Here is a 12,996-nt window from a genome sequence, read left to right as displayed (position 1 = left end):
CGCCTAAAATCCTGCAATTCCCTAATTTTGAGATGAATAAAGAAGTTGAAATGTCGCTATCTATGGCAGTGTATCTTTTCACATACCAAAAAGAAAAAATACCCCTCATAGTCTATGATGTTACAAATTCTATTTTTGCCATCAATGGAATCGACCAATACTTCCCCATTAGAAAAAATATCACATAAAAGGAGGGGCAAGGGCAAGACAAGCGTTGAGAGAGATTTGGATCTCTTTGGAGTTAGGATTTGAAAAAATCCCAAAACCTATAAAAACGGGTTGATGAACGACATAGTCGGAATAACCCTAGCTTTAGGAACGAAAGAGGGTTTTACCCTCTGTAGTGGTCTTAAGGATTCTTTAGAATCCCAATTAAAATCAAATAAAGGACATACAATGAACGAAACAAGAACATTTACTCTTAAAAATGGCAAAGAAATCACACTCAAAGAACCCACAATATTACAACTAGAATCAGCACAAAAAAAGAGCAAAGAAGAACTCAATATTGCTAAAAATCTACTGATTGATATGAGTGATGGGGATTTGAGCTTAGAGGTTATCAATCAAATGAGTATCAGAGAGTTTAAAGCCTTGATAGAAACGATAAAAGATTTTCTAGGCTTTGACCCAAAGTAACTAGAGAGGGTATTGCTCTTATCGGGCATACCCTGCATTTTAGTTTAAAGGATATTAAAAATATGCAGTGGAGTGAGTTTGAAGACTACATAAAAATTTCTAAGAAGATATTGGAGGCAAAGAGTGGGATTATTTGAGTTTGATAAAAACCGAACCAATATCTATCTCAATATCAGAATCAAAGTAATAAAGAGTATTAATAATAGTATAAAGAATTCCACCAAAAATGAAGAATATCAGAGCGTAAATTATCGATATGGCAAACCCATAACCCACAATAGTTGCACCGAGTTCAAAATTAAAAGGCATTGTTGGAAATCCAATAATAAAAGATATGGCAGGGTTAGCCACCACCATACAAATAAGAAAATTATAAGTTCTAACAAGTGCTTTTTTCATCATCTTTTATACCTTGTTGATTTTTATTTCATTGTATATCACTTATTTAAAAAAGTCAAGATTGATAATAAGAACTTGACAAAAGGAACCATATGAACTCATCCATCACGCTAGATATTAAAGCCAATCTTGAAGACTTAAATAAAGCCATCAGCAGAGTTACTAAAGCTACAAAACTAGACTTAGGACTCAATCTCAAAAAATCCATTGAAGAAGCCACCAAGGGACTGAGGATAGGATTAAAAAACAATATGCCTACTGCAGAAATCAATATTCTGAAAAGTAAGATAAAGGAAGCCACTAAAATAGAGCTAGATTTAAAGCTAGATAAGGCAACCAATCAACTAAAAAACCTAATCCCACAAGCCCTAGGCACATATGCAACTTTCAAAGGACTCATATCAGCCCCCGTGCATACAGCCCTAGATTTTAACACTGCCATCAATGAAATCAATAAATTCTCTAACTTTTCACACAAGGAGCTAGAGGGCTTTAAAAAGGATATGTTTGATTTGGGTAAAAGCAATGGTATGGGCTTAGCTGATATTCTTAAAATCTCTGAACTCTCAGCACAACTAGGCACGCCTAAAGCGCAGTTAAAGGGTTTCACGCAAAATGTCATTGACTTTAAAATCGCCTTAGGGGTATCTCAAGATGAAGCAGTCGGCTTTACTGATGCGCTTGCTAAGGCTTTTAACCTTGATAATCAAGGGGTCAAAAAACTAGGTGATGATTTAGCTTTTATGGCTCAAAGCACAGGAGAGAGTGCTAAAGAGATTATGCAAGTTACAAATGCAACACTAGCAGGGGCTAGGGCTTTTGGTCTTAGCTCTAAAGAAGCCTTAGCTCTAAGCACAGCATTTTTAAACACAGGGCTAGAGGTTTCAGAGGCAAGTGGAGGGATTAATAAATTTTTCACAGAACTCAATAATATCGATAATGCTACAGATGGATTCAAGCAAGCCTTAGGCAAGCTAGGCATTGAAGCAGAGATACTCAAAGAAGATATGCAGGCAAGCCCACAAGAAGCTATCAAGCAACTTTTATATTCCATCAAAGACCTAGATTCAAGCGATCAGTTTGGAGTCATTTCTGAGCTATTTGGCAAGAAAATGGCAAATAATATCCACGCTGCAAAAGATGGCGTGCAAGCCTTTGAAAAAGCCCTAGACTCTACCAAAGACTCTGCAGGGGCATTGCAGAGAGCAGTGGATAGAGCTGCAGGTGATGGGTTTGGGGATAGTATTTTTATGCTCAATGCCTCTTGGACAGAACTCAAATCAACGATTGGAAATATATTTATCCCCGTGCTAAAATCTTTATTTGATATTTTGAGAGAGGGGTTATCGTGGGTTAGTGATTTTGTTAAAAATAGCAAGATAACTCAATGGGCAATTTTGGGGAGTGTGAGCTTTCTTGCTTTAGGCAAAACAATAGGAATAGTTTATACAAGTTGGAGAGCATTCGGTTTATTAGTATTTTATCCATTTCAGTTACTTTGGAAAGCCCTTGAAATCACTAGAGGGGGTTTTGCACTCACTACCTTATTTTCTAAAGCATTCGGCTTTTCTCTTAAGGCTCTAAAAATTATCAGCACTTCTCTTACTTTGAGTTTTAGGCTCCTTTCTTTGTCTTTAAAGGGCATTTATTCAGGCTTTAAAATAGCAGTATTGGGTATTTTTAGATTCAATTATGCCCTTGCCTTTCAAAATACCATCTCAAAGCTTACTATAGCGTGGAATTTTGCACTCAAGGCTTCAATGTTTGCTCTCAACTCAAGCTTTAAAATCGCCTCTTTGGGCGTGGGCTTGTTTGCTAATGTGTTTAAAATATCAATGTGGAGTATCAAGGGGGCTTTAATTTCTACAGGTATTGGGGCTTTAATCGTGGGGTTGGGGGTAGCCCTTAGCTATGTTGTGAGCCATTGGGAGGAGATTGAACCTAAGCTCATAGGGATATGGGAAAATATCAAAGAGAGCTTAAGCCCTATATTTGAGTGGTTTAAGGGTATTTTTGATTGGTTTTCAAATGGTTTTAATAGCATATTTGATTCTATCGGCAAGCTCACAGACTTTTTAGGACTCACAAGCCCACAACTCACAATCACGCCAAACACAAGCCCAAGCCCAACGCTCCAAGCAGGACTCATTGACTCCACGCTAGCTAATTACAACACAAACCAACAAAAGATACTCTCTCAAGTAGCCAATAACGACAACTCAAGGCAAATCAATGATTATAAAACCATCACTATCAACACCAACGCCCACCCTCAAGCTATAGCAAGTGCTATCAATGACTATAGCTATGATGATGATTTTTAGGAGGAATCAATGAAAAACATATTCACAGACCCGTATAAAGATGAAAAAGAGGAGTTAAAAAGGGAGCTAGAGAAGCAAAAACAAAAGCAAAAAGAACTAGAGAACGCCCCAAAAGAGGAGTTAAAAGACCCTTTAGATAAGATAATAAAATCAGAATATAGGGTGGTTAGAATTGCTCACCAAAATATGCAGCGATATCACTGCGGATAGTCTGTCTGAGCTGTATGCCAGCTAAAATATCATCTTGGAGGGCTTTTTGCAAAAGGCTCACTGCTCCATTGCGGAACTTTGTCAAATAAGGGTGGTCGATCTGTGCCCAATCGCCCAAAAACAGCACTCTGCTTTCCTCGCCAATCCGTGTGCCAATGAGTTTAACGGTCGCATTAGAGGCGTTTTGAACTTCATCAAAAATAACAAATTTTTTTCCGATAGTGATACCCCTAGCGTGGGCTATATCGACGATTTCAATATGGTGTTTTTGCAGAAAATATTCTGTGGCGTCCTTTTTTTCGATGGTATTGACCTCGCCACGATATTCGATTTTTTTAGCCAAAGACTGCTCTTGGAGCTTGTCAATGGTGAAATTAATCGCACTATAGAGTGGATACATAAAATAACTCAGTTTTTGCGCTTCATCTCCCTTGCGAAAGCCCAGCTCAGATTCTTTGTCTGTGGCAGTGACGGTATTGCGCATATAGATAATCCCATCGACAACGCCTTTTTTGACTAAATGCACCCCTGCTTGGAGCGCCATCAATGTTTTGCCACTGCCTGTAGAGCCTGTGGCAATGGTTACGCGGTTTTTGGGGTGGATCAGCATTGCATAGAGCATTTTTTGCTCAAGATTGATAGGCTTGATATAAGGATCGCTTTCTTCTAAAATCTCATCAAGTCTGAACTCTTCAAACTTCCCATCAAGTTTGATACCAAAGTGTTTTTTGCCCGTGAAATATAAAGAGCTTTCTGTATTGTCTTGCTCACTGATGGCAATCAAACTCCAATTTTTGAGCTTGCAGAAACGCTCATCAAGGCTCAATTTTTCTAAGGGGCTATCTTTGTGGAGGTTGAAATAATGCCAAAAGTCAATGTCGTTGGGGTTTTCGACACGATCCCTATAGAGGGATTGTGCGGGGATACCTTTGGCTAGGGAGCGGATTTTTAGCGAGATGTCATTACTCAACAAGATGAAGCCATAATCGTTGGCAATTTCTGCGATTTTAGCGTCATTGAGCCCGTGGTCAAGCCCAGCAGTTTTGTATTTTTGCCTATAGATGAGCGTGATGGGGATTTCATAAGGGCTTTTTGAAAACATCACTTCTTTGAAAAAATCCCCTTCGATTGTGCGGATTTTGTGGTGGGATTTGAGTGTTTTATCACTATTGATACAGCGAAAAAATTCACGCGCAAAATAGCCTGTTTCATTGGGGAGATCCTTTTTCTTATCGAGCTCTTCTAAGACAACATCGTTGATGAAAAGTTGGTTGCGCGCGTTTTGGTAGAGATGGGGGATATTTTGGATATCATCAAGGATAATAGAGGTATCAAGCAGGTATGATTTTTTTGTCATCAAGTGCCTTTGAAAAGTGAGTATATTCTACATTTTAGCAAGTTTTGCTAAAGTCTGCATAAAACCATATTTAATTATTTTGAATAAAATAGTGGCTCTCCTAAAGAGAATCTATAGTGATAAATTAAAATTTAAGGAAAATTGATGTCAGTAAAATTCAAAGGCAATGCAGTAAAACTGAGTGGGAAAGAGCTTCAAGTCGGTCAAAATGCCCCAGAAGTAGGGCTTGTCAATAAAGACTTGCAAATAGTCAAAATCGGGGGCGCACAAGGCAAATATCAGATCATCAATGTTGTGCCAAGCTTAGATACAGGCGTGTGTGCTGTGCAAACAAGGAAATTCAATGAAAAAGCTGCCACACTCCCTAATGCTAATGTGTATGTTGTTTCTATGGATCTTCCCTTTGCACAAGGCAGGTTTTGTGCGACTGAGGGGATAGGGAATTTGAGCACTTTGAGCGATTTTCGCAAAAAGGAATTTGGCTTGAATTATGGAGTTTTGCTAGCAGATGGTCCGCTTGAGGGCGTGCTAACGCGTGCAGTTTTTGTGGTAGATCCGAAGGGCAAGGTTGTTTATCGAGAGGTTTGCGAAGAGATCACAAACGAACCTGATTATCAAGCCCCACTCAAAGCAATCCAATAAGCTAGATTTTTGCCTGTCTTGATAGGCTCAATACAAGACCAATGGCGATGCAGTTAGCAATCAGCGAACTCCCGCCATAGCTCAAAAAAGGCACGGCAATCCCCTTGATTGGGGTGATACCGCTCACACCAAATGCATTGATGATAAAAGAAAAGCCCACCAAAAGTGCTACACCAATACAAAATAAAGAATAAGATTGATTTTGCAATCGATTGGCAATCTTGAATATGCGATAAAGGATCGCACAAAATAGCCCGATACACACAAGCAGCCCCATATAGCCGAGCTCTTCAGTGATACCTGCTAAGACCATATCTGTATGCACTTCGCTCAAAAACCCAAGCTTGATCAATCCCTCGCCCAGCCCCGTCCCCCAAAATCCTCCGTTGTAAATGGCATTGGTAGCGTGATGGATCTGATAGGGCTCAGGGAGATTATCGACGCGAATATAGTCGGCTATTTTGTGCGGGAGGATAGCTAGAATAGAATCTTGTGCATTTGCCCACCATAGTTTTACGCGCAAGATTCTGTGGCTGCTTGTGATAATCGTGAGTGTGCCAAGTCCAATGACACCAAAAAACAAAATACCAAAAAGCTGCAAACTCCCCCCTGCAAAAATCAACATCACACCAAGTGTGATAGCTAAAAGCACCACTTGTCCGAGGTCATTTTGCATCACAGCAATCAAAAAGACAACCACGATAAAGACTGCCAAATATGGGAGAATAATCAAAAATTCTTCTTTGATACTGCGTTTGTTTTCAAAGGCAAATTTCCTTGAAAAGCTCCAAGCAAGGAAAAATACAAACCCTAGCTTGAAAAACTCTGATGGGGCGAGCGAGAAGCCGGGCAATCTGATCCATCGTTTTGCCCCTCCAGCACTGCTAGAAATGCTTTCAGGCAGAAATGGCATTACCACCATCAGCCCTAAAGCGATGAAAAATAATGTAAAGCCAATCTGTTTAAAGCCCTTATCAGGATCGACTTGAGAGAGCATCCACATCAATAAAATCCCTATAATCGCTGAAAAGAGCTGGCGAGCTAGAAAATGGAACTCACCATAATTATAGATAATCACCACATATGCAGAAAGTGAATAGCTCATGATCACGCCGATTGTAATCAATACAGCTGTGTATAAAAATAATCGTGTATCAGCCATAAAACCTCATCTTGATACTTAAGTGGTGCAATTCTAGCTAAAACTTTCTGAAATTCTATCGTATTCCATCTTTGGAATAGAATTTGCTTTTGTAGGGTGTATAAACTTTATGGAAGCAAGCGATGACCCCAGCATATTTTGAATCTTCAAAAATCTATCCCCTTGTCTATCAAGCCCTAGACTATCGCTCTATCAGGCAGGATATGATTGCAAGCAATATTGCCAATGTCGATACGCCCTTTTATCGACCCAAAGATATTGATTTTGAATCATATCTCGCTCAAGAAAAAGACAAGATCCTCTACCATCGCCCCAATCAAGAGCTAGCAATGGCACAGACTGCACCAAAGCACCTCAAGGGAGAGGACTTCACTTCTATGCGACCGACAATGTTTTTTCGCGATGGGCATTTAGCTAGAAATGATGGCAATAGCGTTGATTTAGATGTGGAGAGTAGTGAAATGGGAAAAAATAGTGTGATGTATCAAGCACTCACCACAGCGCTCAAAAAGCATAAGGGTATCTTTGCTTATGCACTTGATGCGAGTAAGAATCTATGATTTTAGGAGTATCTGATGGCGTTTTTATCTAGTTTTGATATCAGTGGTTATGGGCTATCTGCCCAGAGATTTCGTGTCAATGTGATCTCTGCGAATATCGCTAATGCCAATACGACAAGAACAGATGAGGGAGGGCCTTATCGACGCGGGGAGGTGATATTTAAGGCCTTTGATTTCAATAAAGTCTTGAACGAAAAGCTCGCTAAAGACAACCATTTAGCCGAGTATGAAGACCCACTTGATGAGGGGGATTTTGGAAAATTGCCAAGACCTGCTATAATGAGCGTGTATGTTGATAAAATCGTGCGGGATGATTCTGTGCCTTTGATGAAATATGATCCCAGCCACCCTGATGCAAATGCAGAGGGCTATGTCGCTTATCCAAATATCAATCCCGTTGTAGAAATGGCCGATTTGATTGAGGCGACCCGAGCTTATCAGGCCAATGTCGCAGCGTTCCAAAGTGCGAAAAATATGGCAAATAATGCGATTGTGATGCTGCAGGCTTGATGGACTTTTCATACAGGCAATCAGGCGAATAAGGAGCTAAAATGGAAAATATCAAAAACGATATCGGATCGATCAAACCTCTCTCAAACTCCCTATCTTCAGGAACTTCCAAGGTAGGTGCTGATAGGGGCGAGTTTTCTGAACTTTTAAAAAAATCTATCGATGAACTCAATCTCGCTCAAGAAAACTCCGATAAAGCCCTAGCTGATATGGCAAGTGGGCAGATCAAAGATCTTCATCAAGCTGCTATCGCAATTGGCAAGGCAGAAACGAGTATGAAACTCATGCTTGAAGTGCGTAACAAAGCCATCAGTGCTTATAAAGAAATCTTAAGAACTCAAATCTAGCAATCAATACAAAACTTTAATGGACGAAGCACCTAAAAAATCAGTAAAAATCCTTTTTATATTCTTGATCCTCTTTTTATGCTTTGCGATCTTTGCTTCTATCGTATATAGCAAGATTGTTATCTCTAGGAAAATCCCTACATTGGTGGTTTCTAAGACAGATGTTGCTGTGCGGGGGTCTATCTATAGTCAAGATGGCTTTGAGCTTGCTAGCAGCAAGAAACTCTATAAGGTCAGTGTCAATACTGAGTCTATAGACCCAGATAAAAAACAGCTTTTTATCAATCTTTTTTCTATTTATAGCAATATCCCTAAAGAAATCATCAGCGAAAAAATCGCCCAAAAGGGCTATATTGTCATCTCTTATAATATCAGCCCCAACACCGCAGCCAATCTCAGGCAGCTCAATTCCAAACTACTAGCTTATGATGTTTTTCGAGAATATGAGGACAAAAATGGCAGGATTGTGCAGAAAATGGGGATTGATATTGAAGTGAGTGGGGTGAGTCGGCTTTATGCTTATGGGACAATGCTTGAGCCAGTGATCGGCTATACCAAAAAGATCGAATCAGGAAAAATCACCATTGTTGAGGGCGTTAAGGGGGTTGAGAAATATCGAGATAAAATTCTCTCTCCCAAACAAGATGGCACAATCAAAGGCGAGCGAGATATTGGATTTAATATTATCCAAAACAAAGAGGCTAAGACCAAAGACAGGCAAGATGGCTTTGATGTCCAGCTCACTATCCCCCTAGGGCTGCAAAAAAAGGTCGAACAGATTTTAGATGACGCGAAGAAAAAATATAAATCAGATGAGATTGTTGTGGGTATTATGAATCCAAAAACTGGAGAAATCTTATCACTAGCTACGACCAATCGATTTGATCCCAAAAATATAAAAAAATCTGATTATTCTTATTTAAATGTCGATGCTATCGAGCTTTCTTATGAGCCAGGAAGCACTATCAAGCCGATTATTTATTCGATTTTGTTGGATAAAAATCTCATCAATCCCATGCAGAGCATTGACCTCAATCACGGGGTTTATAGACTCGGTAAATACATCATCAGAGATGACACAATCCCAGCAAAAAACCCCGTAGTTGAAGATGTGATTATCCGTTCAAGCAATGTAGGTATGATCAAGCTCACGCAGCGTTTGAGCGGGCAAGAATTTTATGATGGGCTCAAAAAGTTTGGATTTTCTGAAATCACAGGCATTGACTTGCCTTATGAAAAAAATGGACTGCTCCCTAGCGTGAAGCTTTTGAGTGGGGAAATTTATAAGGCAAGTGCTTCTTATGGCTATGGATTGCGCACGACTTTTATCCAGCTTTTGCGTGCTTATGGGGTTTTTTCAAATGGAGGCTATCTCATCACACCCCATCTCACTCAAAATCTCACTGCCCCCAATGGCGATATTTATATCCCTAAAATCCCTCCCAAACAGCGCGTGATCACTCCTGTAGTCGCCCAAAAAATGCAAGACACGCTCATTCGAGTTGTTACCATAGGGACAGGGCGTCCTGCGCGCGTTGATGGTGTGGTCGTTGGGGGCAAGACAGGCACTGCGCGTATTGCTAAAGAGGGGAAATATGGCAGCTTGTATAATGGCTCATTTTTTGGCTTTGCCCAAGATGGGCAAAATACCTATACAATCGGTGTGGTGGCTTTTGGATCGCACGGAAGCGAGGATTATTATGGCGGGCAGACAGCTGCTCCGATTTTTAAAAGAATCGTAGAATTACTCAAAGAAGAGGGCTATTTGCAGGTCAAAAATAATGACGCCCATCAAGGGAAATAACAGCTGCAATCCAATATCATATCCCATCAAAAGAAAGGTCAAAAATGAAAAAAATCTTATTTTTAAGTATCGTGTTTTTAGGTGCGTGCGTGCTGTGGGGCAATCAGAGTACCCTAGAGAAGCTCATCAAAGATAATGAGGGCATTGATGTGAAGGTAGTCGAGCTTGTCCCTACGGGTATCAAGGGTTTGCAAATCGTTGCCCTAGAGCAGTCTAATGGCTTGCGTGTGCCTGTTTTGGCTAGTGATGATGGTAAGACTATCATAGGTGTTTCAGAGCTTTTGATCTCAGATGACCCCCATTTCAAAGACGCATTGCAGAAAGTCTATGCTTCCACACAAAAGCACAATAAAACGATCACAGACCAGAAAGTTTTGAAGATTTTTAAAACTTATAACAAAAGCAATGTGCTCTCTCTTGCGGGCAAAAACTCTGCTAAAACCACTTATATGGTGCTCGATCCCAACTGCCCATATTGCCATCAAGAAGTCCAAAAATTGGATATGATTTTGCAAAATTCAAATGTAGAAATCTTGGTCGTAGGGGCGCTTGGAATGCAATCAGCAACAAAAGCAGCGAGCTTTTATGCAGCCCTTGGGAGTAAAAAATCTCAAAAAGACAAGATCGCCTTACTCAAATCTATCTTTGAAAAATCCTATCAGCCCGATGAAAAAATCGATATATCTAAAATCGTAGAAATTGGCAGAGAACTTGCCCAAGCAGGGGTAAATGGCGTCCCTTATATTATAGAAAAATAATCCCTCCCACCTCAAGGTTCAAAAAAACTTGAGGTATTTTCCATCATTTCTCCACAAATTCTATTTATTTTAATTTAGTTATAAGAATTGTTACCATAACATTGCGTGTTTTGTTCTCGTTCAAGGATTGCTTTAATGTTTAAAAGATTATGGCTCTTATTGCCACTACTACTAAGTGCCCAAGATGGGCAGCCCAACACATACACTTTAGAAAAATCTGTCGTTTCAGCCAGCGGTTTTGAGCAAAATCTACAAGATGCTCCAGCAAGTATTTCTGTGGTTACAGGTAAATGGCTCCGATCAAAAAATTTCTTTGACTTAGCAGGTGCGCTCAATGGAGTGCCCGGTGTGGATATTGGCACGGAAATGGGTAAAAATGGCGGACTCAATGTCAGTATTCGGGGTATGCCCAGTGATTATACTTTGATCATGATGGATGGGCACAGACAAGATGCAGGTGGAAATATCGCAACAGATAATGTTGGTTGGTCGCAGACTTTTTCTAGCTTCATGCCTCCTGTCACTTCTATTGAAAAAATAGAAGTGATCCGAGGGCCCATGAGCACACTTTATGGGAGTGATGCGATTGGTGGTATGGTGAATATTATTCTCAAAAAGCCCAATATGCAGCGCTTTGAGGGGGCTGCACAACTATCGACTATCCAAAATCAGCATATGAAAAAATTTGGTGCACAATACTCTCAAGATCTGTATTTGAGTCTGCCACTTATCCAAAACAAATTAGCCTTTTCGCTTCGCACCAGAGAGTATTTTCGCACTCCTTGGGATACAGCTGTCCCTTATGAAAAAAATGGCGTTACGCTCATACGCACGCCCGCTACTCCTGTGTATATCGGATTACCCACAAAGGCAAATATCTATGATATTGGTGGGCGATTGGCCTATAGGATCGATGATAAAAACTACACTTACATAGACGCGCAATATTTTTATGATGATTATGACAACTCACAAGGTCAGTTGGGCGGCCCTACGAGTGCAAAGAAAGATTATATCAACACAAGGGCGAATTTTATCCTCGCCCATCAAGGGAGATATGACTTTGGGCAATGGGACACTTCTATCCAATACAATGACACAGCCAACAAAGGTCGTGTGATCGGTCAGAGGGGGTCTAGTGATCCGATAGATTATGGCAACAGAGAGCTAGAGGGGCGTGATATTATTGTCGATACTAAGCTTGTAACACCTCTAGGCAAGGGGTGGTATAGCAATAATTTGAGTGTGGGAGGGAGGTATTGGTTCCAGTGGATGCGGGATATGCTTGTCAAAACGCCTACATTTTCGCAAAATACAGGTGCGTTGTTTGTCGAAGATGAGTGGGATCCTCTTTCATCAGTGTCAGTCACGCTCGGTCTGCGCTATGATTATAACCAAACCTATCACTCCAATCTCTCTCCAAGGATATATGTCGCTTATACACCTGTTGAGATTTTTACTCTCAAAGGAGGGATTTCCACAGGCTATAAAGCTCCTTATATCAATGAACTAGTCCCAGGGATCAATGGCTATGGCAACCAAGGCAAGTTCCCTTATATCGGCAATCCAGACCTAAAGCCTGAGCATAGTCTTAACTATGAATTATCAGCTATTTTAAACCTCCCAAACATCGGCACAGCAAGCGTAACTTACTTTTTCAATGATTTCAAAGACAAGATTGCCAAAGCCGTAGTCCATCACGCTGATACCCCAAGATGCGTGCCTTTCAGCTCTACAGGCACAGATGCGTATTGCAATATGTTTGTCAATCAAGACTCTGCTTATGTGCAAGGGATAGAGGTTTATTTAGCGACACAGAGTTTTTATGGATTTTCTTTGCAAGGCTCTTATACATTTTTGCATAGTCGCTATAACAAGGGCGAGTTCAAGGGCTTTCCTCTAGTGGATACCCCAGCCCATCAAGTGTATGGCAAGCTTGATTATGCTTATAAAGATTTTGATATTTATCTGATGGGGAATTACAAATCCCAGCGGGCAATCTTGCCTACAAGTGCGGTAATCAATGGCGCTAAGGGGAGCGAAATTGAAAAAGCCATAGGGCATTATAAAGCTTATGTGGTGTTTGATTTAGTCATCAGTCAGCAAATATCCAAGCACCTCCGTGGGAGTTTTGGTATCTATAATCTGCTCGATCAGAATTTTCAAGATTACACTTTTGTCAAATGTGCCAAAAAGCACGATGTCATCGTGAATCGTTACAATGTCGCGCAGGAAGGGAGGAGGTTTTGGATTAGCCTGAATATGGATTTTTGAGTCGACTCAT

At 40.4% G+C, this 12,996-nt stretch carries 13 protein-coding genes and 1 pseudogene; 11 read left to right on the top strand and 3 right to left on the bottom strand.

Features of this window, described 5'->3' with window-relative positions; translation table 11 throughout:
* Together BKH46_RS09545 and BKH46_RS08220 are read left to right on the top strand one after the other, a co-directional pair.
* Positions 1-188 (top strand): annotated as a pseudogene (locus BKH46_RS09545) (phage tail protein); the annotation flags it as partial.
* Positions 189-396: 208 nt separating this feature from the next.
* Positions 397-639 carry a phage tail assembly protein gene (locus tag BKH46_RS08220; protein ID WP_172402603.1) on the top strand — a complete coding sequence of 81 codons (243 nt, stop codon included), beginning with the start codon at positions 397-399 and terminating at the stop codon, positions 637-639.
* 129 nt (positions 640-768) lie between these two features.
* Here the strand turns inward: BKH46_RS08220 and BKH46_RS08215 are convergent, their stop codons facing one another.
* On the bottom strand, positions 769-1,038 hold the full coding sequence (locus BKH46_RS08215) for a hypothetical protein (RefSeq protein WP_143428934.1): 270 nt from the start codon (positions 1,036-1,038) through the stop codon (positions 769-771).
* Between the two features lie 92 nt (positions 1,039-1,130).
* On the opposite strand from BKH46_RS08215, the gene BKH46_RS08210 reads away from it, so the two are divergent.
* A complete protein-coding gene (locus BKH46_RS08210) occupies positions 1,131-3,362 on the top strand; it encodes a phage tail tape measure protein (protein ID WP_095226358.1) in 2,232 nt (743 codons plus the stop codon).
* Positions 3,363-3,371: 9 nt separating this feature from the next.
* A complete protein-coding gene (locus BKH46_RS08205; RefSeq protein WP_095226357.1) occupies positions 3,372-3,572 on the top strand; it encodes a hypothetical protein in 201 nt (66 codons plus the stop codon).
* Here the strand turns inward: BKH46_RS08205 and BKH46_RS08200 are convergent.
* Positions 3,529-4,929 (bottom strand): PhoH family protein, encoded by a 1,401-nt coding sequence (locus tag BKH46_RS08200; RefSeq protein ID WP_095226356.1) that lies wholly within the window; start codon positions 4,927-4,929, stop codon positions 3,529-3,531. The genes BKH46_RS08205 and BKH46_RS08200 overlap by 44 nt on opposite strands.
* A 141-nt stretch (positions 4,930-5,070) precedes the next feature.
* Here BKH46_RS08200 and tpx point away from each other — a divergent pair, with 141 nt between their 5' ends.
* Positions 5,071-5,571, top strand: coding sequence for a thiol peroxidase (gene tpx / locus BKH46_RS08195; RefSeq protein WP_343286602.1), 501 nt, complete (start codon positions 5,071-5,073; stop codon positions 5,569-5,571).
* 1 nt (position 5,572) lies between these two features.
* Here the strand turns inward: tpx and BKH46_RS08190 are convergent, their stop codons facing one another.
* Positions 5,573-6,733 carry a putative peptidoglycan glycosyltransferase FtsW gene (locus BKH46_RS08190; protein ID WP_095226354.1) on the bottom strand — a complete coding sequence of 387 codons (1,161 nt, stop codon included), beginning with the start codon at positions 6,731-6,733 and terminating at the stop codon, positions 5,573-5,575.
* Between the two features lie 122 nt (positions 6,734-6,855).
* On the opposite strand from BKH46_RS08190, the gene flgB reads away from it, so the two are divergent.
* The 6 genes from flgB (at position 6,856) to BKH46_RS08160 (ending at position 12,986) form a co-directional block, all read left to right on the top strand.
* Positions 6,856-7,293 carry a flagellar basal body rod protein FlgB gene (gene flgB, locus BKH46_RS08185; protein ID WP_095226353.1) on the top strand — a complete coding sequence of 146 codons (438 nt, stop codon included), beginning with the start codon at positions 6,856-6,858 and terminating at the stop codon, positions 7,291-7,293.
* A 15-nt stretch (positions 7,294-7,308) separates the two neighbouring features.
* A complete protein-coding gene (flgC, locus tag BKH46_RS08180; RefSeq protein ID WP_095226352.1) occupies positions 7,309-7,803 on the top strand; it encodes a flagellar basal body rod protein FlgC in 495 nt (164 codons plus the stop codon).
* A gap of 41 nt (positions 7,804-7,844) precedes the next feature.
* Complete coding sequence (fliE, locus tag BKH46_RS08175; RefSeq protein ID WP_095226351.1) at positions 7,845-8,150, top strand: flagellar hook-basal body complex protein FliE; 306 nt, start codon at positions 7,845-7,847, stop codon at positions 8,148-8,150.
* 19 nt (positions 8,151-8,169) lie between these two features.
* Positions 8,170-9,954 carry a penicillin-binding protein 2 gene (locus BKH46_RS08170; protein ID WP_095226350.1) on the top strand — a complete coding sequence of 595 codons (1,785 nt, stop codon included), beginning with the start codon at positions 8,170-8,172 and terminating at the stop codon, positions 9,952-9,954.
* A 44-nt stretch (positions 9,955-9,998) separates the two neighbouring features.
* Entirely contained in the window at positions 9,999-10,712 is a 714-nt protein-coding gene (locus BKH46_RS08165; protein ID WP_095226349.1) for a hypothetical protein, read from the top strand.
* 159 nt (positions 10,713-10,871) lie between these two features.
* The gene (locus tag BKH46_RS08160) at positions 10,872-12,986 is read left to right on the top strand and encodes a TonB-dependent receptor (RefSeq protein ID WP_172402602.1); all 2,115 of its coding nucleotides are present in this window, start codon (positions 10,872-10,874) and stop codon (positions 12,984-12,986) included.
* The last annotated feature ends 10 nt before the right edge of the window (positions 12,987-12,996 follow it).

It is taken from the genome of Helicobacter sp. 12S02634-8, from assembly GCF_002272865.1.
In the GTDB taxonomy this organism is placed as follows: Bacteria; Campylobacterota; Campylobacteria; order Campylobacterales; family Helicobacteraceae; genus Helicobacter_J.
Note: the sequence above shows the minus strand (reverse complement) of the source record. Positions and strands in the feature narration are given on the sequence as shown.